Raw genomic sequence first — 22,289 nt, forward strand, 5'->3', positions numbered from 1 at the left:
CGGGCTCTTGCGCTCGCCGTCGCGAATCCGACACTCCGCGCCAATGACGTGCGGGCCACCACGGCTTGTGCAGATCCTTCGCGTGCGGTGACCTCGTTGGGCATTCGATGTGCAGATTCCCGGGAGCAAGGATTCGGTCCGGTGTTCACGACGGACCGTTGCAGACCAGTTGCCGAACGTGTCAGACCAGAAGTGCGTAGACCGTGCTCGCCCGTGCCGCGATCTGTCCGGACCGCTCGTCGGTCATCGTGATGTCGGCGAACGCCATCCGGCGGCCCAGCTTGGTGACGACCGCTTCGATCAGGACATCCGAACCGGTCACCGCCCGCTGGAAGGACGTGGACTGCTGCACGGTCGTCATCGGTCCGTAGGCACCCCGGGCGGCGGACACCGCGATCACGGTCGCCGTGTCGGCGGCGGCCATCAGGGCCTGCCCGGACAGCCCGCCGCCCTCCCGGGACAGGCGGTCCGACCAGGGAAGTCGCAGGTTCGCGCGGTCGTCCCCCAACGCCTCCACACGAAGTCCCAGTTCGAGGACCCATGGGGCGAAGTTGGCGGCGAGGATCTTGTCGGCTTCGGCGGTGGTCATCGTCATATGGGGGATTGTTCCCCGCACCGGACCGATGGGTGCGGGACGTGGCCGATTCGGTGTTTCACGCGGGGCGCACGGAAACGGAATTGAACGCCCCGTGAGCCCCGTGCGTACCCACTGCCATCCAGGCGCCCTTAACAACTGCCGCACACCGGCAGCAGACTCCGGTCCCTCAGGAGGTCGAGAAGTTTGAGTCACAAGCGAATTCCGAAGCGCAAGGTCGCGATAGCGGCGGGCAGTGTGGTGGCGCTCGGAGCGGCCGCGATCCTCTTGCCGAACGCCAACGCCTCCCAGGACGGCTCGTCGAACGACACCGCCGCCGCGCCCAGAACCCTCAAGGCCGGGGACGCCTCGGATCTCGCCTCGCAACTCGCCGGGCTGCTCGGTGACGCTTTCGCCGGCTCCTACTACGACACCGACAGCCAGCAACTGGTCGTCAACGTCATCTCGGGCGACAACAACAACGTGATCGTCCAGGCGAAGAAGGCGGGCGCGAAGGTCCGCGAGGTCGAGAACAGCATCCGCGAACTCGAGGCCGGCGCCCAGACCCTCAAGGCCGAGGCGACCATCCCGGGCACCGCGTGGGCCGTCGATCCCAAGACCAACAAGATCCAGGTCACCGCCGACAGCACGGTCACCGGCGCCAAGTGGGACACCCTGGAGTCGACCGTCGAGAGCCTCGGCTCCGGCATGGCCACCATCAAGAAGTCGGCCGGCACCTTCAAGACGTTCCTCTCCGGTGGTGACGCCATCTTCGGCGGCGGTGCACGCTGCTCGGCGGGCTTCAACGTCACCGCGGGCGACGGCAGCCCCGCCTTCCTGACCGCCGGTCACTGCGGGGTCGCGGAGGCGGCGTGGTCCGACGCGCAGGACGGCGAGCCGATCGCCACCGTCGACCAGGCCACCTTCCCCGGCGACGGCGACTTCGCGCTCGTCAAGTACGACGACCCGGCGACCGTGGCGCCCAGCGACGTCAACGTCGGCGGCGGCCAGACCGTCGCGATCTCCCAGGCCGCGGAGGCCACGGTCGGCCTCGCGGTGTCCCGGATGGGCAGCACCACCGGGCTGAACGACGGCCAGGTCCTCGGACTCGACGCCACCGTGAACTACCCGGAGGGCACCGTCACGGGGCTCATCCAGACCGACGTCTGCGCGGAGCCCGGCGACAGCGGCGGCTCCCTGTTCACCCAGGACGGTCTCGCGATCGGCCTGACCTCGGGCGGCAGCGGCGACTGCACGGTCGGCGGCGAGACCTTCTTCCAGCCGGTCACCACCGCACTGGCGGCGGTCGGCGCGACCCTCGGCGCCGGTGACGCGGCGGGCGGCGAGGAGGCCGGCGCGGGTGAGGAAGCCGGCGCCGGTGAGGAAGCCGGAGCGGGCGAGGAGGCCGGCGCCGGTGAGGAAGCCGGAGCGGGTGAGGAGGCCGGCGCCGGTGAGGAAGCCGGAGCGGGCGAAGAGGCCGGCGCCGGTGAGGAAGTCGGCGGCGAGGAGGCCGGTACCGGTGAGGACACCGGCGCGGGCGTCGAGGACAACTCCGGCCTGACCGAGACCCACTGATCCAGCGTCGAGAGCGGTTCGCCCCCACTGAGCCGCTCTCGACGCGCACGACACGGACCGGTTCGACCCTCCGGCGGGAGGGCCGGACCGGTCCGTCCGTCTCTCGGCCCCGCGTCAGCCCTACGCCCGCGCCCTCAGCAGCAGCGCCACGTCGTCGATCCGCTCGCGCGTGGCCCCGCTCCGGCGGACGAGTTCGCCGGCCGGCTCGTCCAGCGGCCGGTCCCCGGCCTCGGCCGGCCGCCGCCCGAGCGCGGCGAGCGCGTCCTCGATGTCCACGCCGGGCGACACTCGATCAGCCCGTCGGTGTAAAGGAGGGCCGCGGCCCGGTCAGGTTCATCTCCGCCACCGCCACCGCCACCGCCCGCGCCCGGCTGACGCGCACGCTCAGCCCGGTCGTGCTCGGATACCGGGGGAACGACAGCCAGTCGCCGGGCGGGCGCAGCGCCACGAACGACGTGGTGGGCCGGCTCAGCAGCGCGGCCCGACAGCGATCCTCGTAGGCCGGGTCGTTGAGCCAGGGCACCGACACCCACAGCGGTGAGCCGTGCCCGGCCGAGCGCCGGGTCCCAGGGCTCATATCTCCTCCCTGGCGGCTCATCGCGCACGGCGAGCGGCGCGATCCCCGCACCAGCCAGCCGTGCGTCCCGTGCGCCCGGCGCCGGCCGTCCGACGAGGCGACCGGCCACCTGGACCGGGCGGCGCAGGAGCGCGCCGGCCCGCCGCCCCTGCTCCACGGAACAGTCACAGGGGCTGCGCAGGTGCTACATAAGCGTTGTAATGGCGGACGTGGTCAGTGAGGGCGCGGCGGGAGGCGGAGCGAGGACGCTGCGTGCCTATGTTGCCCTCACGTCCCTCATGGACGAACCGGACTCACCCGAACGGCTCCGCCGCGTCCTCGAACAGGGGCTTGTCTTCGCGCGGGCGACGTTCGCGGCCGTGTACACCTCGGGCGAGGGCGGCGACCAGCTGTGTCTGGTCGAGTCCGTCGGCGTGCCCAGGAGGCTGTACGGGCTGCGTGACACCTACGCCCGCTCCGGCCGCTCCCCGGTGGCCGACGCCCTGCGCGACGGACGGCCGGTGTGGCTGGGCCCCGAGGAACTCGCGGCCTGCGCCGAGTCCCGGCGGGCACCCTCGCGGGAGTTCCACCTGGCAGCCCTGCCCACGCACGGCGGCGAGGGCGGGGCCTGTCTGCTCGCCGTCAGCGAGGATACGGCCGGCTTCGACACCGACGGCCGCAAGTGCCTCGAACTGATCGCCGACGCCGTCGAGCTCCCGGTCCCGGGCGAGCGAACCGAGGGCGGCGAACTGCCCGCGGGCGCCTTCAGTCTCGCCATGGACACGGGCCGCGTCGAGGTCGGCGCCGAGATCCTGGAGCTGTTCGGGATCGGTCCCGAAGAGTTCGACGGCAAGGTGGAGACCCTGCTCGGCCTGACCGTTCCGGAGGACCTGCCCTCGCTGATGTCCGTGGTGGAGGCCGACCACATGTCCATCGGCGAGCGCGAGCTGGAGTTCCGCGTCCTACAGCCCACCGGACCGCCCAAATGGCTCAGGCTGCGCGGCCGGCTCCTGCCCGGCGGCGACGGCCGCCCGGCACGGCTGGTGGGCACCGTCGCCGACGCCTCCACCCTGCGCTCCGACGTCACCGACGTGGCCCGCGTCCAGCGCCTGGCCGCCGCCCTCGCCATCGCGGGCACCGTCCGGGATGTCGGCCAGGCCGTCGTCTCGGCGCTGCGCGGGCCGTTGAGGGCCGACCGGATCGCCCTCGCCGAGCTGGAGGGCGACCGGCTCGTCGTCACCGTCCTCGACCCGCCCGAACCGGAGGCGTGGCCCGAGCTGTGGCGCACCGAGTGGCGTTCCGAATGGCCCGACGCGCCCGTGCGCTCCATGCCCACCCTCGCCGCCGCCCTGCGCGAGGGCCGCTCCCAGATCTGGCCCGCCGGTACGGCCCTGGAGCCCGCCCTCGCCGAGGTCGGACCCGGCGGTCTCGCCGTACTGCCGTTGCCCGGCACCGGCCGCATGGCGGGCGCCTGTCTCATCGGCTGGGACACCCCGCACGACTTCGGCTCCGACGAACGGGCCCTGCTCACCGCCTCCGCGGGCCTCGCCGGGCAGGCCCTGATGCGCGCCCACGCCTTCGACGCCGAGCACGAACTCGTCGGCATGCTGCAGCGTCAGCTGCTGCCGCGCCGCCTGCCCAAACTGCCCGGCGCGGTCGCCGTGGCCCGCTACCTGCCGAGCACGGCGGGCCTCGAGCTCGGCGGCGACTGGTACGACGTGATCCCGCTGCCGGACAACCACGTGGCCCTCGTCATCGGCGACGTCCAGGGCCACAGCGCGGGCGCCGCCACTCTCATGGGGCAGATGCGCACCGCCCTGCGCGCGTATGCCATCGAGGGGCATCCGCCGGACGTCGTCGTCTCCCACGCCAACCGCCTCCTCATGGACTTGGAGAGCGACCTCTTCGCCACCTGCGCCTACGTCGACGTCGACCTGGAGGAGGGCTCCGCCTGGTACGTGCGCGCCGGACACCTCCCGCCGGTGCTGCGTCACCCGGACGGCAGCACCGAGATCCCCGAGGCGGAGGGCGGCCCGCCGCTCGGCGTGGTGCGGCAGGCCGACTTCCAGATGAGCCCGCTCAGGCTGCAGCCCGGCACGGTCCTCGCCCTGACCACGGACGGCCTGGTCGAGTCCCACGAGGCCGACATCGACGAGGGCATGGACCACTTCGCCCACGAACTGGCCGTCTCCGACCCCGCCCACCTCGGACTCGTCGCCGACGCCCTGCTCGGCAACGCCCGCCGCAGCGACGACGTCGCCCTGCTCCTGATGCGCTACGACGGCATGGCGGTGCGCCCGCAGCGCGAGGGCTGGACCGTGTGGCGCGTCCCGCAGGCCGTCGGGCAGGCCCGCCGCTTCACCCGCCGCACCCTGCGCACCTGGGGCGTGCCGGGCGACGCCATGGACGCCGCCCTGCTCGTCGTCTCCGAGCTCGTCACCAACGCCCTCGTCCACACCGACGGCAGGGTCCGCCTCGACCTCATGAGCATCAACCACAAGCTGCGCGTCGCCGTCTCGGACTCCTCCCCGCGCACCCCAGTCAAGCCGACCAGCATCGGCTGGGAGGCCACCGGAGGGCGCGGCATCCTCCTCGTCGAGGCCATGTCGACGGCGTGGGGGACGGTGCCCGTCAGCGGCGGCAAGCAGGTGTGGAGCGAGGTCCCGCTGGAGGAGTGACGACGGCCCGCTCACCTGGGTACCCGGGGCAGGCAACCCCCCGAGCAGAGAGGCACGTCATGACCCAGCACGTCAGCGACATCATGACCAGCGCGCCGGTCACCGTGGAACCGCAGACCTCCGTGACGGCGGTGGCCAGGATCATGCGCGACCAGGACCTCGGAGCCGTCATCGTCACGGACGGCGACGAACTTCGCGGCCTGGTCACCGACCGCGACCTCGTGGTGCGCTCGCTCGCCGAGGGTGGCGACCCCGAGCAGACCACCGTCGCCCAAGCATGCAGCGACGACCTGGTCACCCTGACCCCCGAGGACGACGTGATCCGCGCCGTCGAGCTCATGCGCGAGCACGCCGTGCGCCGGCTCCCGGTCGTCGAGGGCGGCCGCCCCGTCGGCATCGTCGCCCTGGCAGACCTGGCGATGGAACGCGACCCCGACTCGGCCCTGGGTGACATCAGCGCGGCCCGGCCCAACACCTGAGGACGACACCACGCACAAACGTGCTAAGCCGGTGCCCGTGAAGGGGGCGCCGGTTTGGCACTACCGCCTCAGGGGACTCGGTGGCACAGCACGGAAGGACGGAGCGCCCCGGCTTCGGAGCGGGCCGAGGGCAGGACCGGACGCAGAAGGAAGATGAAGTGCCGTGACCGCGCAGATCAATGAGAAACCCGTTGCCCGCAGGCCCGAGACGGGCTGGTCGAGGGCCCGCCGCCTGCGCGACGGACGCGCGCTGCGGACCTGTCTGCCCGCCGTGGCGGACGAGAGCGCGGAGCGAGCGACGCAGCCGGGATCCGAGGGGAACATCTTCAGGGGCGAGGACTGACCGCCGCGGAGCTGCCGTAACACGGCGGCCACGCGCTCGCCATGGTCCGTTCGACGGGGCTATGGTGACGCAGATGAAGGCTCTCGTGTTGTCCGGCGGCGCCGGTACACGGTTGAGGCCGATCACACACACGTCGGCCAAACAGCTGGTGCCCGTTGCTAACAAAGCTGTCCTGTTCTACGGCCTGGAATCGATCGCCGCGGCCGGTGTCACCGACGTCGCGGTGGTCGTCGGCGACACGGCCGCCGAGATCCAGGAAGCCGTCGGTGACGGCTCGAAGTTCGGGCTGGACATCACCTACATCCCCCAGGAAAGACCCCTCGGCCTCGCCCACGCGGTCCTGATCGCACAGGACTATCTGGGTGACGACGACTTCGTGATGTACCTGGGCGACAACTTCATCGTCGGCGGCATCACCGACCTCGTCGACGAGTTCCGCGCGCACCGGCCCGACGCCCAGATCCTGCTCACCCGGGTCCCCGATCCCCGCGCCTTCGGCGTCGCCGAACTCGATCCGCACGGGCGCGTGGTGAGTCTGGAGGAGAAGCCGGAACACCCCAGAAGCGATCTCGCCCTTGTCGGGGTGTATCTCTTCACTTCCGCGATCCACGAGGCGGTGCACGCCATCGAGCCGTCCTGGCGCGGCGAGCTGGAGATCACGCACGCCATCCAGCACCTCATCGACGCCCGCGCCGACGTCCGTTCCACCGTCATCCAGGGCTACTGGAAGGACACCGGGAACGTCGAGGACATGCTGGAGGTCAACCGCAGGGTCCTGGAAGCCATGAACCCCCGGATCGACGGTGAGGTCGACGAGAAGTCCGAGACCATCGGGCGAGTCGTGGTGGAGGAGGGGGCGCGCATCGTGCGGTCACGCATCGTCGGCCCCGTCGTGGTCGGCGCCGGAACCCTGGTCAGCGACTCCTATGTCGGCCCCTTCACCTCGATCGCGGAGAACTGCCGTGTCACCGACAGCGAGGTGGAGTTCTCCATCGTGCTGCGGGACTCCTCGATCGACGGTGTCGGCCGCGTCGAGTCCTCGCTCATCGGCCGCCACGTCGAGGTGACTCCGGCACCCAATGTGCCCAGCGCCCACCGTCTCGTCCTCGGAGACCACAGCAAGGTGCAGATCCACACATGAACCTTCTCGCCACCGGCGCCGCCGGGTTCATCGGCTCGACCCACGTCCGCACGCTGCTCGCAGGCGAAGCGGCCGACGCGCCCGAAGCCACCGACCCTCCGCGGATCACCGTGCTGGACAAGCTCAGCCACGCCGGCACCCTCGACAACCTCGAACGCGACCACCCCCGCCTGGAGTTCGTCCAGCACGCCTTCACGGCCGGTCTCGCCGACACCGTCACCTGGTACCGGGACAACCGCGCCTGGTCGGAGCCGCTGAAGCGACGCGCCGCACTCCAGGGCACGTCATGAGACCGCTGGTCACCGATGCGGGCGGCATCCCGCACTCCACCGACTCCGGCGAGGGCACCCGGTACGCCCCGGCCCGTGAGGCGTTGCGCCTCCGCGGCGCCGACACCGGCCGGGTGCGCCCCGTCGGCAGCGAGGCCCCCCGGCCCGCATCCCGCTCCACCCTGCACGAAGCCCTTCCTCGGATCCGCAAGGAGTCCCCTGCGTGAAACGCCATGAGTTCCTGCGGGAGCTGCACAAGGTCAGCGCCAACCGCAACTACCTCGAAATCGGGGTCAACGACGGCCGCAGTCTCGCCCTGTCCCGCGTTCCCAGCATCGCGATCGACCCCGCGTTCAAGGTGGTCACCGAGATCCGGTGCGACGTCCACCTGGTGAAGGCCACCAGCGACGACTTCTTCGCCCGGGACAACCCGCTCGGTCACCTCAAGGGCGGCCGTCACCCGGTGCGCAACCTGCGCCGGGGCCGCAGTCCGATCGGCTACTGGCGGCGCACCACCCTCGATCTGTCGTTCATCGACGGCATGCACCTGTTCGAGTTCGCGCTGCGCGACTTCATGAACGTGGAGAAGCACTCCGACTGGTCGAGCGTCATCGTCCTCGACGACATGCTGCCCCGCAACATCGACGAGGCGGCCCGCGACCGGCACACCGGTGCCTGGACGGGGGACGTCTACAAGGTCGCCGAAATCCTCGGCCGCTACCGGCCCGACCTGGTCACCGTCTTCGTCGACACCCAGCCCACCGGCCAGCTCGTGATCTTCGGCGCCGACCCGGACAACAGGGTCCTGGACGACAAGTACGACGAGATCATGGCCGAGTTCGACGTGCCGGACCCGCAGAAGGTCCCCGAGGCGATCCTGGAACGGGTCCAGGCGGTGCCGCCGAAGGATCTGCTCCAGGCCCCCTTCTGGGGCCCGCTGGCCAAGGCCCGCAACCTCGGCGTCGGCCGCTCCCGCGGCTGGGAGCCGCTGCGCACGGCCCTGGAGAAGGTCGCCGTCAGCCGCTGATCCCCGGGCCGCGCAGGCCCTCGCAGAAGGCGGAGCAGGTCCGGCACGACAGCACCGGCCGGACCGCTCCGCCTCGGCGAGCGACGGCGCCGCGGTGTCCCTCGGGGACAGCAGCGGCTCAGTACTCTCGTGGAACATGCCCCGCTCGTGCGGGAAGACCGAAGACCGAGGGCCCCGGCACCCCGGCGCCCTCGGTCTCCAGTGATCGCCTGCTTCTACGCCCGCCAAGCCCTGACCTGGGAAACGGCCTTCCTGCGGGCCCGCCCCAGCACGCGCCGTGCCCCGCGCGTCAGCCGCCGTACGACACCGGGACCGGGCGGGCGCGCGACCTGTACCGAGCCCCCACTGACGCGCAGGGCCGTCGGCAGTGCGAGGAAGCGGGGCTCGTCGGCGGCAGCCGGACTCAGCGCGAGTCGCCAGATCCCGCCCTTGAGTTCGGCGACGGGGAGCACCGCCTCCAGGAGCGCACGGGAGCCGTCCGGGGACGGCGACAGCGTGCCGGGGATCTCGCGGGAGGCCGGGCCGGTGAGCCGCAGCAGCACTTCGGTGTCGCCGGGGAGGTACAGCGGCAGAGGCGCGCGCAGCCGGTCGCCGGTGACAGTGACGTCTGCGGGGGACAGGCCGCCCAGGCCCAGCCGCCGGTCCGCGCTGTCGACGGCCAGGGCCAGATGGGCGTGTGGGTCGGTCCAGTACGGCAGCACGACCCGGCCGGCCACGACACCGGCGGACGCGGCCGTGCGGTCCTTGCGGGCAACCGGGCGGATCGGACCCAGGCGACAGTCCTTGGTCCAGCCGCCCAGCTTGACGCGGACGAAGAAGTCCCACAGTCCGGCGCCCGCCGGGGCCCCGTCGGCCGCGGTGGCGGCGTCGACGACGGCCGTGGCGCGCAGCACCAGCCGCACCCGCCCGTCCTCCTCGGCCGGGACGGTCTCCCGGGTGACCCGCACCGGCTGGAAGTACTGTGCGGAAGTGGCGCGTTCGCGCAGCAGCAGGTCCGCCGTGGCCGTCCCGAAACGGGCGACGCTGTCGGCCGCCACCCGGGCGACCGCTTCGGCGACGTCCGCGGGCGGACCGGACGCCGCGGCATTGGCCGGGTCGGCCGGGAACGTCATCGGTTCACCGCCGACCGTGTACTCGACGGCGAAGTCGACGCGCAGCGCCCCGTCCTCCCACCGCACGCCCAAGGGCTCGGCCCTGAGCGCGACGGAGGCCTCCCACTCGGCGAACGCCACCACGTCGTCGTACCGGTCGGCGGCGATCAGCGCGGCGATGATCCGCTGCGTCGGCGGGAGCCCCGCCGCGACACCGGGCCCGAAGCGCTCGACGACGACCCCGTGGATCTCGTCGAACAGCTCCCTGCGGTAGTCCGCGGGCAGTTTGAGCAGCCGTCGGCCGCGCATGCGCTCGACCATCTCGTTGCGCAGCCAGCGCCGCAGGAGCCGGTCGCGCAGCGGCCCCGGATCGGTGTACTCCTCGACGATGTCGAGGGCCTCGCGGAGGTTCTTGAAGTACCCGCCCGGATCGAAGCGCTGGAAGCCGGCGTTGGACGCGTCGTCCCGCTTGACGTGGTAGTAGCAGACGTAATCGCTGAGAACGGAGATGTTGCCCGCGCGCAAATACGCCTCGGTGACGAACACGTGGTCCTCGAGGCGCCGTCTGCCCTCCGGGAAGCGCAGCCCGATGTCGTCGAGGAACTTCCGGCGGAACATCTTGTGCGGGGTGAGGCTGTCGATCAGCGGGGCGTTCTCGACGGTGGCGCGCGGATGGTTGCGGCGGAACAACTCCACCGGCACGCCCCGTCCCTTGCCGGCCATCTTTCCGATCACGACGTCGGCGTCGTTGGCCACCCCGTAGTCGTGCATCCGTTCCAGGGCTTCGTCGCCGAGGTAGTCGTCGTTGTCGACGAACATGACGTAGTCACCCTCGGCAGCGTCGATCCCCACGTTGCGGGGCTTGCCCGACCAGCCGGAGTTCTCCTGGTGGACGACGGTCACCCGGGGGTCGGCGGCGGCCACCTCGTCGAGCCGGGCGGGTGTGCCGTCGGTGGACCCGTCGTCGACGAAGAGCACTTCGTACTCGTCGGGAGGCAGTGACTGCCTCAGCAAAGAGGCGATGCAGTCCTCGATGTAGTTCCCCGGGTTGTAGACGGGAACGATGACGCTGACCTTCACCGGCATCGGGCTCCGGGCCCCCTCAGTTCGCTTGCCGTGGGTGATGTCGCTGGTATGCGTTGGCAGATGCTAACGCCACCGGGACCGTTGTCCATCTCCGCCTCACCGGCCACAGCGCGTGGCGTGACCGGGTGGCGCAGGCGCGGCGGGCCTGCGGGTCCCGTCGCCGCCGCGCGGTTAATCTGACGCGGTGCGCCTCCTGTTGATGTCCGACACCCACCTCCCGCGGCGCGCCAAGGAACTCCCGGCGCCGCTGCTCGCCGAACTCCCGCGCGCCGACGTCGTGTTCCACGCCGGGGACTGGGTCGACACGGCCACCCTCGATCTGCTGGAGGCCCGCAGCGCCAGGCTCATTGCCGTGTACGGCAACAACGACGGACCGCGGTTGCGCGCCCGGCTCCCTGAGGTGGCGTACGCCGAACTCGGCGGCCTGCGTTTCGCCGTCGTCCACGAGACGGGCCCCGCCCAGGGCCGCGAGGCACGCTGCGCCGCCCGCTTCCCCGACACGGACGTCCTGGTCTTCGGGCACAGCCACATCCCCTGGGACACCACGGCCCCCACAGGCCTGCGCCTGCTCAACCCCGGCTCGCCGACCGACCGCCGCCGCCAGCCGCACTGCACCTACATGACCGCCACGGTGGCCGACGGCCGCCTCACCGACGTACACCTGCACCGCCTGCCCCCGCGCTGAGAACCGGGCACACCTTCACTCTTCCGTGTGCCGCGCCTACCCTTCCGAAGCGGCCTCACACCGCTAATTCGTTGGACGCCCGCGCCGTCGCTCCGCTGAACTGGACGGCGTGCTGATCGACGAAGGCCTCGTACGCCGTCTGCTCGCCGCCCAGTTCCCGCGGTGGGCGCACCTCCCCCTGGCCCCGGTCCGGCAGTCCGGCATGGACAACGCCACCTTCCGGCTCGGTACCGACCTGTCCGTACGGCTGCCGCGCTACGCCCACTGGGCGGGCCAGGTGGAGCGCGAACACCGTTGGCTGCCGCACATCGCTCCGCAACTGCCGCTGCAGGTCTCCGAGCCGGTCGCGAAGGGCGAGCCCGGCGAGGGCTACCCGTATCCGTGGTCGGTGTACCGGTGGCTGGAGGGGGACACGGCGACGACCGAGGGACTGGCCGATCCCGTCGGGGCCGCACGTGACCTGGCCGGGTTCATCAAGGCCCTGCGGTCGATCGATGCCATGGGCGGTCCGGGGCCCGAGCAGAGCAACGCCTTCCGGGGCGTGCCGATGGGCGACGAGCGGGATTCCGTGGCCGCCGATTCACTCGTACGGGGCAAGATCGAAGCCCTCAAGAAGACGCGGCTGGTTGACACGGACGCGGTGACGGAGGTCTGGGAGGCCGCGCTGGCGGCCCCTGCCTGGGACCGGCCGCCGGTGTGGATCCACGGCGACCTCGACGCGGGGAACCTGCTGACCGTGGACGGCAGGCTCAGCGCGGTCATCGACTTCGGGACGCTGGCGGTGGCCGACCCGGCCGTGGACCTGCAGCCCGCCTGGAAGTTCCTGCCCGACCCGGCGCGGGACGCCTTCCGGGAGGCGGTCGACCTCGACGACGCCACCTGGGCGCGGGGCCGCGGCTGGGCCGTCGCGGGGTCACTGCCGGTGCCGGACGACCCGTTCTTCCAGGCGGACCCCGCCCGGGTGACAGCGGCCCTGCGTCACCTCGACGCGGTCGTCGAGGACCACCGCCGACACGGTTCCTGAGGACTCAGGCCCGCCCCCGCCGCCGCATCCGCGCGACCGCGAACACCACGATGACCGCCGCGGCCACCGCGACGGCCGCACGCTTGGCGACCGGGACTCCGGCCGTGCGCAACAGGTCGAGAGGGGGCCCCTCGGACGTCTCCTCCGCTGCCGTCCTCGGTGGCTCGGCCAGCCGTTCGGACAGGCACCCCGCGAACCGGCCCACCAGCCGGTCGCCGACCTCCGCCAGCACGCCCCGCCCGAACTGTGCCGGACGCCCGGTCACCGTCAGGTCGGTGCGCACCGAGACGGCCGTACCGTCGTCGTGCTCGGTCAGCGTGCCGGTCACCGTGGCCCGGGCGGTGCCCTGGCCGCGGGTCTCCCGGCCGCTGGCGAGCAGCACCAGGCGGTGTGTCGTCTCGTCCTGTTCCTCGAAGACGGCGGTGCCCCGATAGGTGACGGTGATCGGGCCGACCTTGACCTTCACCGAGCCGGTGACGGTCTTGCCGTCGTAGTCCTCCACGGTCGCGCCCGGCAGGCACGGCGCGACCCGCTCGATGTCGAGGAGTGCCCGCCAGGCCTCGCCGACCGGCACGGGCACGGTGAACTCGTGGTGCAGCTCCATGACTTCCTCCAATGACCAGCACGGGGACGGGGACGGGAACGGGGACAGGGACGGGGACCATGCCTACGGGGACTCGGTCGGATGGATCGCTCCCGCCGTCGCCGTCAGCGGGGCGCCGCTGCCGCCCCAGCGCAGCGCGACGATCTCCGCGGCGACGGACACGGCGACCTCCTCCGGGGTACGGGCCCCGAGGTCGAGCCCCACGGGGGAGCGCAGCCGGGACCGCTCGCCCTGCGTGAGGCCGGCCTCCGTCAGCCGGCGCATCCGGTCGTCGTGGGTGCGACGGCTGCCCATCGCCCCGATGTACGCGGCCGGCCGGCGCAGCGCCTCCTCCAGCAGCGGCACGTCGAACTTCGGGTCGTGGGTGAGGACGCAGATCACCGTGCGGTCGTCGGTGCCGGTGCCCCGCAGGTAGCGGTGCGGCCAGTCCACGACCACCTCGACGCCCTCCGGGAACCGCTTCGGCGTGGCGAAGACGGGGCGGGCGTCGCACACCGTGACCCGGTAGCCGAGGAAGTCGCCGATACGCGCGACCGCGGCCGCGTAGTCGATCGCGCCGAAGACCAGCATCCGCGGCGGGGGCGCGAAGGAGTGCAGGAACACGGTGACCGCGTCCTCCCGGCGTTCCCCGTGGGGGCCGTAGTGTCTCAGGCCCGTGGCGCCCAGGGCGAGTTCGCCGCGGGCGTCGGCCGTGACCGCCACGTCCAGGCCCCGCGTGCCGAGCGTGCCGGCGACCCGGTCCGGCCACACCGCGAGAGTGGCTCCGCGCGGCGCCGGCCCGTCGGTCACCGTGGCCACGGTCACTGGGGAACCCGCGGCGACCGACTCGGCGACCGCGCCGAAGGACGGATCCGACTCCGGGGTGACGGGCCGGACCAGCAGCGTGATCTCGCCGCCGCAGGTGAGCCCGACCGCGAAGGCGTCCGCGTCGCTGTAACCGAAGGTCTCCAGGCGGGCCTGACCGCTCGCCACCACCTCCTGGGCGAGCTCGAAGACCGCCCCCTCCACACAGCCGCCGGACACACTGCCCACGACCTCGTCGCCGGGACCCACGGCCATGGCCGCACCGGGATCACGCGGCGCGCTGCGGCTGACCGCCACCACCGTGGCCAGGCCGAAGGGCGCGCGGGCCGCGTACCAGCCGCTCAGTGCCGGGAGAATGTCACGCACGATCCGCTCCTCCTACGGAAGCCACGTCGGCTCCTGTCACCGCCGCCGCCAGACGCTCCAGCGCGGCCAGGCTGTGCCCCTCGACGAAAGCGTCCACGCTCGGCAGCGCCGCCGCCATCCCGGCCGCCAGGGGCGCGTACCCGGGGCGTGCCTTGCGCGGATTGGCCCAGATCACCCGGTGCGCCAGCCGGTGCAAGCGTCGCATCCGGTCCGCGAGCAGCTGCGGATCGCCACGCTCCCAGCCGTCCGAGAGCAGCACGACGATCGCGCCGCGTGCCATGCCCCGCTGTCCCCAGCGGTTGAGGAACTCCCGCAGCAGCTCACCGAGCCGGGTGCCGCCGCGCCAGTCGGGCACGGCCGCCGCGAGCGCGGCCATCGCCAGGTCGGGGTCGCGGTGCGAGAGCTCCCGGGTCACCCGGGTCAGCCGGGTGCCGATCGTGAACACCTCCGTCCGGGTGCCCCGCACCGCCGCGTGCGCGAACCGCAGCAGGGCGTCCGCGTACGGCGCCATCGAGCCGCTGACGTCGACGAGCAGCACGACCCGGCGCGGCCGCACGGCCCGGGCCCGGTACCGCAACCGCGCGGGCTCCCCGCCGCCGCGCAGCAACTCCCGTACGGTCCGGCGCGGATCGACGTCACCGCGCCGGACCGGCCGCCGCCGTGCGGTGCGCCTGGCCTGGCCCGGCAGTGCGAACGCGGCCAGCAGCCGGTGCACCGCGGCGCGCTCGGCGGCGTCCAGTTCGGCGAAGTCGCGGTGCCGCAGCACCTCGGCCGAGCCGGCCAGCGCGGCGACGGGCGGTGCGTGGGGTTCCTGCCCAGTCGCCGTACGAGAGGCGGGGGCATCCCGTACGACCATCCGCAGCCGGGGCGGGGGAGCGGCTACCGGGGCCCGGCCGGCGGGCTCGGCGACGCCGAAGTAGGCGGCGAAGACCCGCTCGTAGCGCTCCAGGTCGTCCGGACTCCCGCACAGGGTCAGCCGGCCCGCCCAGTACACGTCGGTCTGCATCCCGGGCCCGAGTGTGTCCACCGCCCGCAGGAACGCGTGCAGCCGCTCGGTGCTCGCGTCGACGCCGGCCGCCCGCAGGGCACGGGCGAAACCGAGGAGGGCGGCGTCCGGGGAGAGCATGCCCGTCACGCCCCTCGGACCTCTCGGGCGGCGAGCACCGCCGTCAGGTCGAGGCCCCGTGCCCGTTCCGCGTCTTCCCGGTACTTGAGCACCGAGCCCAGCGTGGCCACCGCCAGCTCCGCGTCCACCTCACTCGCGCCCAGCGCGTCCAGCGCCTCGGCCCAGTCGATCGTCTCGGCCACACCCGGCGGCTTGATCAGGTCCTGGCCCCGCAGGGCCTGCACCAGCGCGGTCACCTGCTCGGCCAGCCGCGCCGAGACCTGCGGCAGGCGTCGCCGCACGATGGCGAGTTCACGGGCGAAGCCGGGATGGTCAAACCAGTGGTACAGGCAGCGCCGCTTCAACGCGTCGTGCACCTCCCGCGTGCGGTTGGAGGTCAGCACGACCACCGGCGGCACCTGAGCCCGCAGCGTGCCCAGTTCCGGGATCGTGACCGAGAACTCGGACAGCAGCTCCAGCAGGAACGCCTCGAACTCGTCGTCGGCGCGGTCGATCTCGTCCACGAGCAGCACCGACGGCTGGGTCTCCAGGGCCTGGAGCAGCGGTCGGGCGAGAAGGAACCGCCGGTCGTACAGTTCGCCCTCCAGTCGCTCGGCATCGACGACGCCGGCCGCCTCCGCGGCCCTCAGATGCAGCAGCTGACGAGGGAAGTCCCAGTCGTACAGGGCCTGCGAGGCGTCGATGCCCTCGTGGCACTGCAGCCGGATCAGCGGGGCGTCCAGCGCCTCGGCGAGGGCGGACGCGAGCGCGGTCTTGCCGACGCCCGCGTCGCCCTCGCAGAACAGCGGCCGGTGCAGCCGGAGGGCCAGGAAGCAGGCCACGGCCAGCCCGTCGTCGACGAGGTACCCCGTCTCCTCGAGGCGGGCCCGCACCTGTGCCGGGCCGTCCACGTCCGTGATGGTCTCTCACCCCATCCCGGCGGCGGCCAGTACCGCCCGCCTGGTCAGCACTCGCGCCAGATGCGCCCGGTACTCGGGGGAGGCCGACAGGTCCTGCGACGGCCGGGTCCCGATCGCCGCCGACTCCGCCGCCCGCGTCACGGCCCGCGCGTCGCCGGCTCCGGACAGGGCCTCCTCGGTCGCCGAGGCGCGCACCGGGGCCGGCCCCATGTTGGTCAGCCCCACCCGGGCCTCGGCGATGTGCCCGTTCTCGCGGCGCACCAGCGCGGCCACGCCGACGGTCGCCCAGGCCTGCGCCACCCGCTGGAACTTCTCGTAGCGAAAGCCCCAGCCGTCCGCCTTGGGGATCCGGACCTCGACGAGCAGTTCGTCGGGTGCCAGCGCGGACTGCAGGTAGTCGACGAAGAAGTCCCGCGCTCGGATCGTGCGCCGCCCTCGCGGTCCCACGACGACCAGCTCGCCCTCCAGCACCAGCAGCACCGCGGGCAGGTCACCGGCCGGATCGGCGTGTGCGAGCGAGCCGCCGAGGGTGCCGCGATGCCGTACGGCGGGATCCGCGACCGTGGCCGTGGCGGCCGCCAGCAGACCCGCGTGCCGGCGCACGAGCGGGTCGTGGATCACGTCGTGGTGCGTGGTCAGCGCGCCGACGACCAGCGTGTCGGCGTCCTCCCCGACCCCGCGCAGCCCCGGGATCCGGCCGACGTCCACGAGCAGGTCGGGAAAGGCCAGCCGCAGCCTCAGCAGCGGCAGCAGGCTCTGCCCGCCGGCCAGCACCTTCGCCTCCTCGCCGCCGTCGGCGAGTGCGCGCACCGCCTCGTCGACGGTCGTCGGCCGGGCGTACTCGAATGCCGGAGGAATCATCGCGAGGCCTCCTCGATCGCCTTCCAGACCCGCTCGGGGGAACAGGGCATCCGGATGTCCGTCACGCCCAGCGGCCGCAGTGCGTCCACGATCGCGTTGACGACGGCGGGGGTGGAGGCGATGGTCCCCGCCTCACCGACTCCCTTGACACCCAAGGGGTTCGAGGACGCCGGCGTCTCGTTCCGGTCCGTCACGAAGTCCGGCAGATCCGCCGCCGACGGCACGAGATAGTCGGCCATGGTCCCGGAGACCAGGTTGCCGTCGTCGTCGTACACCGCCTCCTCGTACAGCGCCTGCGCGATGCCCTGGGCGAGGCCGCCGTGCACCTGGCCCTCGACGATCATCGGGTTGATCACCCGGCCGACGTCGTCCACGCAGACGTAGGACCGGATCCGTGTCCGCCCGGTCTCCGTGTCGACCTCGACCGCGCACAGGTGGGTGCCGTGCGGGTAGGAGAAGTTGTCCGGGTCGAGCAGGTGTTCGGCGTTGATGGTGGGTTCCATGCCGTCGGGCAGGTCGTGCGAGGAGAACGTCTCGAAGGCGACCTCCTGGATGGTCCGCCGGGCTTCGGGGGAGCCCTTCACCGAGAAGACCCCGCCCGTGAACTCCAGGTCGTGCTCGCTCGCTTCGAGCAGATGCGCGGCGACCTTCCGGGCCTTCTCCACCACCTTCCGCGCCGCGTGGTGCACGGCCGCGCCCCCGACCACCAGCGATCGCGAGCCGTAGGTGTCCATGCCCTGCGGGGACGCCTTGGTGTCCCCGTGCACCACTTCCACGTCCTCGAACGGCACGCCCAGCACGTCGGCGGCGATCTGGCTCCAGCAGGTCACATGTCCCTGCCCGTGCGGGCTGGTCCCGGTGACCACCTCGACCTTGCCGGTGGGCAGCATGCGGATGCTCGCCGCCTCCCAGCCGCCCGCCGCGTACCGCAGATCGCGCAGCACCCGGCTCGGTGCCAGCCCGCACATCTCGGTGTACGTCGACACACCGATCCCGAGCCGTACGGTGTCCCCGCGTTCGGCGCGCTTGTGCTGCTCGGCGCGCAGCTCGTCGTACCCGAACAGGGCGAGGGCCTTGTCCGTCGCCGCCTCGTAGTTGCCGCTGTCGTACGTCAGGCCCGCGATCGAGGTGTACGGGAACTCCTCGTGCCCGATCCAGTTCCGGCGCCGCAACTCCACCGGATCCAGGGCGAGCTCGACGGCAAGCTCGTCCATGATCCGTTCGATGGCGTACGTCGCCTCCGGGCGTCCGGCGCCGCGGTAGGCGTCGGTGGGCGTCCTGGTCGTGAAGACGCCGGTGCAGGTGAAGTCGTAGGAGTCCATCTTGTAGATCGCCGGGTACATGAAGGCGCCCAGGATCGGGATGCCCGGTGTGACCAGCATCAGGTAGGCGCCCATGTCGGCCAGCAGGTCGACCTTGAGGCCGAGCAGCTTCCCGTCGCGGTTGGCGGCGATCTCGACGTCCTGGATCATGCCGCGGCCGTGATGGGTCGCCAGGTAGCCCTCGGAGCGGGACTCGGTCCACTTCACCGGGCGGCCGAGGCGGCGGGCGACCGCGAGGGCGAGGGCCTCCTCGCCGTAGACCTGGAGCTTGGAGCCGAAGCCGCCGCCCACGTCGGGGGCGATCACGCGCAGCTTGTGCTCGGGGATGCCGGTGACCACGGAGAGCATGACCCTGAGGATGTGCGGGATCTGCGTGGCCGAGTACACCGTGTACTCGCCGGACGCGGCGAGCGGGGTGACCACGACCGCGCGCGGCTCCATGGCGTTGGGGATCAGCCGCTGCTGGTGGTAGCGGCGCTTCAGCGTCACCTCGGCGCGCCGCCGTACGGACTCGAAATCCTCGCCGGTCTTCAGGGGCCAGACGTAACAGCGGTTGGTGCCCTTGTCGGAGTGGACCAGCGGGGTGCCGGGCTCGAGCGCGGCCTCCAGGTCGAGGACCGGCGGCAGTGGCTCGTAGTCGACCTCGATCGCCTCCAGGGCGTCGGCCGCCGCGTACCGGTCGCGGGCCACCACGACCGCCACCGGATCTCCCGCGTACCGCACCTCGTCGATCGCGACCGGCGGATGGTCGGGCAGCACGATGTCCTCGGTCACCGGCCAGGCACAGGGCAGCGATCCCATCCCGTCCGCGAGATCGCTGCCGCTGAACGCCGCGACGACCCCCGGCCGATCGAGGGCGGGCGTGACGTCGATCCGGTCGATGCGGGCGTGGGCCATCGGGCTGCGCAGGATCGCGAGGTGCAGCAGGCCTGCCGCATCGATGTTGTCGGTCCAGTTGGTCTGTCCGGTGATCAGCCGGGCGTCCTCTTTGCGGGGCCGGGACCGGCCGACCTCCTGTTCGGTGAGCTGCTCGGTCATGCCGTGACCTCCTGTCCGGAGGGCTCGGAGGGATCGGAGGGCTGGGACGACTCGGCGGGGTCGGGGGCTTCGGCCGCGGCCAGTACGGCCCGCACGATGTTCTGGTAGCCCGTGCAGCGGCACAGGTTGCCCTCCAGGGCGTGTCGTACTTCGTCCGAGGTCGGGTGCGGGTTCTCGCGCAACAGATCCCGGGCAGCCATGATCATGCCCGGGGTGCAGTAGCCGCACTGCAGCGCGTGCTGCTCGTGGAAGGCGCGTTGCAGGCCTGTCCACTCCCCGTCGCGGGCGAGACCCTGGATGGTCGTGACCTCGCCGCCGTCCGTCTGGACCGCGAGGACCGAGCAGCTCTTCACGCTCTCGCCGTCCAGGTCGACCGTGCAAGCCCCGCAGTTGGAGGTGTCGCAGCCAACGGGGGTGCCGGTCAGGCCCAGCCGGTCACGCAGGTAGTGGACCAGCAGTAGACGGGGCTCCACCTCGTCCTGGTACGTCGTGCCGTCCACCTTCACCGAGATACGGGTCATCTGCCCTCCCAGGACCATGGGACGTGATGTGCGTCACTCTAGGACTGCTCCGGGAAGGGGGCGAGGGTTGGGACGCCACTGGTTGAGCGTTAATCCGTTGCCGCCGCGGCCCCGGAGCTGTTGCACTTCAGGTGACCTTGTCACCGCACGATCCAGGAGCAGCAATGCGCACACCGTTCATGTCCGCCCCCGAAGGAATGACCCCCTCTTCGAAGGACATGACACCTCGTGCACATGCTCAACCTCGGAATCCTCGCGCACGTCGACGCGGGTAAGACCAGCCTGACCGAGCGGCTGCTGCACTCGGTCGGGGTGATCGACGAGATCGGCCGCGTCGACGACGGGAACACGCAGACCGACACCCTCGCGCTGGAGCGCCGGCGCGGCATCACCATCAAGTCAGCCGTCGTCTCCTTCGCGATCGACGACGTGACCGTCAACCTCATCGACACTCCCGGCCACCCCGACTTCATCGCCGAGGTGGAACGGGTGCTCGGCGTCCTCGACGGCGCCGTGCTCGTCGTCTCGGCCGTCGAGGGCGTCCAGGCGCAGACCCGCGTGCTGATGCGGACCCTGCAACGCCTGCGCATCCCCACGCTCGTCTTCGTCAACAAGATCGACCGACCGGGCGCGGACCACGAGGGTGTGCTGCGGGCCATCTCCGAACGGCTCACACCCTCCGCGGTCCCGATGGGCATGCCCACCGGACTCGGGACCCGCGCCGCCTGCTGCACCCCCGGCCTCGGCCCGGCCGCGCTCGACGTCCTCGCCGACCACGACGACGACCTGCTGGCCGCCTACGTCGAGGGCGGCGTCTCCGACGCCCGGCTGCGTGCCGCCCTCGCCGTCGGGACCCGCCAGAGCCTGGTCCACCCGGTGTACTTCGGCTCCGCCGTCACGGGAGCGGGCGTCGCCGAACTGATCGCCGGGATCAAGGAGTTGCTGCCCGCCGCCGACGGCGACCGGGACGGCCCGCTGTCCGGCACCGTCTTCAAGGTCGAACGGGGCCCGGCGGGGGAGAAGATCGCCTACGCGCGGATCTTCTCCGGAACCCTGCGCACCCGCGACCGGATCCCCTTCGGCGACGCCCGCGAGGACGGCAGGATCACCGCCATCAGCGTCTTCGACCACGGCACCGACGTCCGCCGGGACACCGTCCCCGCGGGCCGGATCGCCAAGCTGTGGGGCCTCGCCGACGTCAGGATCGGCGACGCCCTCGGTGAACCTCACAAGGCGTACGGCCACTTCTTCGCCCCGCCGACCCTCGAAACCGTCGTCGTCCCCGGCCCGGGCACGGACGGCGGAACCCTCCACCTCGCGCTCACCCGACTCGCCGAACAGGACCCGCTGATCGGCCTGCGGCACGACGAGGTACGGCGGGAAACCTCCGTGTCCCTGTACGGAGAGGTGCAGAAGGAGGTCATCCAGGCCACCCTCGCCGACGAGTTCGGGCTCGACGTCACCTTCCGCGAGACCACGCCCCTGTGCGTCGAGCGGCCGGCCGGGTCCGGCACGGCGGTGGAGTTGATCAAGAAGGACGCCAACCCCTTCCTCGCGACCGTCGGCCTGCGCGTCGATCCGGCCCCGCCCGGCACGGGGGTCGACTTCCGGCTGGAGGTGGAGCTCGGCTCCATGCCGTACGCCTTCTTCAAGGCCGTCGAGGACACCGTCCGCGACACCCTCGGACAGGGCCTGCAGGGCTGGCAGGTCACCGACTGCACGGTCACCATGACCCACTGCGGCTACTGGCCCCGGCAGAGCCACTCCCACCAGGGCTTCGACAAGAGCATGTCCAGCACCGGCGCGGACTTCCGCGGGCTGACCCCGCTGGTGCTCATCGATGCGCTCAAGCGGGCGGGCACCCGGGTGTACGAGCCGATGCACCGCTTCCGCGTCGAGGCCCCGGCGGACACCCTGGGCGCGCTGCTTCCGGTGCTGGCCGCCTTGCGGGCCGTACCGCAGACCACCGAGACGCGCGGCGACACCTGCGTTCTGGAAGGTGTTGTTCCGGCGGACCGGGTACACGAACTGGAGCAGAGACTTCCGGGACTCACCCGGGGCGAGGGTGAACTGGAGAGCGGCTTCGACCACTACGCGCCCGTCACACGCGGCGAGTTGCCGCGCAGGGCGCGCACGGACAACAACCCGCTGAACCGCAAGGAGTACCTGCTGAACGTGACGCGCCGGGTCGGCGGGTGAGGTCCCGGCCGCCGAAGCGGA

General features: G+C 72.1%; 20 protein-coding genes and 2 pseudogenes. 11 read left to right on the forward strand and 11 right to left on the reverse strand.

Annotation, left to right across the window (positions count from 1 at the left end):
* Positions 1-181: 181 nt before the first annotated feature.
* Complete coding sequence (locus tag ACFYO2_RS23210) at positions 182-595, reverse strand: PaaI family thioesterase (protein WP_388352115.1); 414 nt, start codon at positions 593-595, stop codon at positions 182-184.
* Positions 596-781: 186 nt separating this feature from the next.
* Between ACFYO2_RS23210 and ACFYO2_RS23215 the strand changes: the two genes are divergently transcribed.
* The gene (locus ACFYO2_RS23215; protein ID WP_388352118.1) at positions 782-2,149 is read left to right on the forward strand and encodes a S1 family peptidase; all 1,368 of its coding nucleotides are present in this window, start codon (positions 782-784) and stop codon (positions 2,147-2,149) included.
* Between the two features lie 120 nt (positions 2,150-2,269).
* Here ACFYO2_RS23215 and ACFYO2_RS23220 read toward each other — a convergent pair whose 3' ends face one another.
* Both ACFYO2_RS23220 and ACFYO2_RS23225 read right to left on the reverse strand, forming a co-directional pair.
* Positions 2,270-2,425, reverse strand: a complete 156-nt coding sequence (locus ACFYO2_RS23220; protein WP_388352121.1) for a hypothetical protein — start codon at positions 2,423-2,425, stop codon at positions 2,270-2,272.
* Between the two features lie 25 nt (positions 2,426-2,450).
* Positions 2,451-2,693: pseudogene (locus tag ACFYO2_RS23225) on the reverse strand (PAS sensor protein); the annotation flags it as partial.
* 233 nt (positions 2,694-2,926) lie between these two features.
* Here ACFYO2_RS23225 and ACFYO2_RS23230 point away from each other — a divergent pair.
* From ACFYO2_RS23230 to ACFYO2_RS23260, 7 genes and pseudogenes are all read left to right on the forward strand, one after another.
* Entirely contained in the window at positions 2,927-5,383 is a 2,457-nt protein-coding gene (locus ACFYO2_RS23230; RefSeq protein ID WP_388352124.1) for a SpoIIE family protein phosphatase, read from the forward strand.
* A 59-nt stretch (positions 5,384-5,442) separates the two neighbouring features.
* The gene (locus ACFYO2_RS23235; protein WP_388352127.1) at positions 5,443-5,862 is read left to right on the forward strand and encodes a CBS domain-containing protein; all 420 of its coding nucleotides are present in this window, start codon (positions 5,443-5,445) and stop codon (positions 5,860-5,862) included.
* Between the two features lie 163 nt (positions 5,863-6,025).
* Complete coding sequence (locus ACFYO2_RS23240) at positions 6,026-6,205, forward strand: hypothetical protein (RefSeq protein WP_388352130.1); 180 nt, start codon at positions 6,026-6,028, stop codon at positions 6,203-6,205.
* 73 nt (positions 6,206-6,278) lie between these two features.
* A complete protein-coding gene (locus ACFYO2_RS23245; RefSeq protein ID WP_388352132.1) occupies positions 6,279-7,346 on the forward strand; it encodes a glucose-1-phosphate thymidylyltransferase in 1,068 nt (355 codons plus the stop codon).
* Positions 7,343-7,531: pseudogene (locus ACFYO2_RS23250) on the forward strand (dTDP-glucose 4,6-dehydratase); the annotation flags it as partial. The gene ACFYO2_RS23245 and the pseudogene ACFYO2_RS23250, both read left to right, overlap by 4 nt.
* Positions 7,532-7,632: 101 nt before the next feature.
* The gene (locus ACFYO2_RS23255; protein ID WP_388352135.1) at positions 7,633-7,842 is read left to right on the forward strand and encodes a hypothetical protein; all 210 of its coding nucleotides are present in this window, start codon (positions 7,633-7,635) and stop codon (positions 7,840-7,842) included.
* Complete coding sequence (locus ACFYO2_RS23260; protein ID WP_388352137.1) at positions 7,839-8,642, forward strand: class I SAM-dependent methyltransferase; 804 nt, start codon at positions 7,839-7,841, stop codon at positions 8,640-8,642. Before ACFYO2_RS23255 ends, ACFYO2_RS23260 begins: the two co-directional genes overlap by 4 nt.
* A gap of 215 nt (positions 8,643-8,857) precedes the next feature.
* Here ACFYO2_RS23260 and ACFYO2_RS23265 read toward each other — a convergent pair whose 3' ends face one another.
* The gene (locus ACFYO2_RS23265; RefSeq protein ID WP_388352140.1) at positions 8,858-10,819 is read right to left on the reverse strand and encodes a glycosyltransferase family 2 protein; all 1,962 of its coding nucleotides are present in this window, start codon (positions 10,817-10,819) and stop codon (positions 8,858-8,860) included.
* Between the two features lie 184 nt (positions 10,820-11,003).
* On the opposite strand from ACFYO2_RS23265, the gene ACFYO2_RS23270 reads away from it, so the two are divergent.
* On the forward strand, positions 11,004-11,504 hold the full coding sequence (locus ACFYO2_RS23270; protein WP_388352142.1) for a metallophosphoesterase family protein: 501 nt from the start codon (positions 11,004-11,006) through the stop codon (positions 11,502-11,504).
* 109 nt (positions 11,505-11,613) lie between these two features.
* A complete protein-coding gene (locus tag ACFYO2_RS23275) occupies positions 11,614-12,528 on the forward strand; it encodes an aminoglycoside phosphotransferase family protein (protein ID WP_388352145.1) in 915 nt (304 codons plus the stop codon).
* A gap of 4 nt (positions 12,529-12,532) precedes the next feature.
* Here ACFYO2_RS23275 and ACFYO2_RS23280 read toward each other — a convergent pair whose 3' ends face one another.
* From ACFYO2_RS23280 to ACFYO2_RS23310, 7 genes are all read right to left on the reverse strand, one after another.
* Positions 12,533-13,132 carry an SRPBCC family protein gene (locus tag ACFYO2_RS23280; RefSeq protein ID WP_388352147.1) on the reverse strand — a complete coding sequence of 200 codons (600 nt, stop codon included), beginning with the start codon at positions 13,130-13,132 and terminating at the stop codon, positions 12,533-12,535.
* A gap of 63 nt (positions 13,133-13,195) precedes the next feature.
* On the reverse strand, positions 13,196-14,302 hold the full coding sequence (locus ACFYO2_RS23285) for an XdhC family protein (protein ID WP_388352150.1): 1,107 nt from the start codon (positions 14,300-14,302) through the stop codon (positions 13,196-13,198).
* Positions 14,295-15,428: a VWA domain-containing protein gene (locus ACFYO2_RS23290; RefSeq protein ID WP_388352772.1), complete on the reverse strand. Its 1,134-nt coding sequence runs from the start codon at positions 15,426-15,428 to the stop codon at positions 14,295-14,297. Before ACFYO2_RS23290 ends, ACFYO2_RS23285 begins: the two co-directional genes overlap by 8 nt.
* 5 nt (positions 15,429-15,433) lie before the next feature.
* Positions 15,434-16,318, reverse strand: a complete 885-nt coding sequence (locus ACFYO2_RS23295; RefSeq protein WP_388352153.1) for an AAA family ATPase — start codon at positions 16,316-16,318, stop codon at positions 15,434-15,436.
* Between the two features lie 15 nt (positions 16,319-16,333).
* Positions 16,334-17,188, reverse strand: coding sequence for an FAD binding domain-containing protein (locus ACFYO2_RS23300; RefSeq protein WP_388352156.1), 855 nt, complete (start codon positions 17,186-17,188; stop codon positions 16,334-16,336).
* Positions 17,185-19,548 (reverse strand): xanthine dehydrogenase family protein molybdopterin-binding subunit, encoded by a 2,364-nt coding sequence (locus ACFYO2_RS23305; protein WP_388352158.1) that lies wholly within the window; start codon positions 19,546-19,548, stop codon positions 17,185-17,187. The genes ACFYO2_RS23300 and ACFYO2_RS23305 overlap by 4 nt, the downstream gene beginning before the upstream one ends.
* The gene (locus ACFYO2_RS23310; protein WP_388352161.1) at positions 19,545-20,069 is read right to left on the reverse strand and encodes a (2Fe-2S)-binding protein; all 525 of its coding nucleotides are present in this window, start codon (positions 20,067-20,069) and stop codon (positions 19,545-19,547) included. Before ACFYO2_RS23310 ends, ACFYO2_RS23305 begins: the two co-directional genes overlap by 4 nt.
* Positions 20,070-20,297: 228 nt before the next feature.
* On the opposite strand from ACFYO2_RS23310, the gene ACFYO2_RS23315 reads away from it, so the two are divergent.
* The gene (locus tag ACFYO2_RS23315; protein ID WP_388352164.1) at positions 20,298-22,268 is read left to right on the forward strand and encodes a GTP-binding protein; all 1,971 of its coding nucleotides are present in this window, start codon (positions 20,298-20,300) and stop codon (positions 22,266-22,268) included.
* Positions 22,269-22,289 lie beyond the last annotated feature (21 nt).

The sequence above is a fragment of the Streptomyces sp. NPDC006602 genome, from assembly GCF_042870385.1.
Classification (GTDB): domain Bacteria; phylum Actinomycetota; class Actinomycetes; order Streptomycetales; family Streptomycetaceae; genus Streptomyces.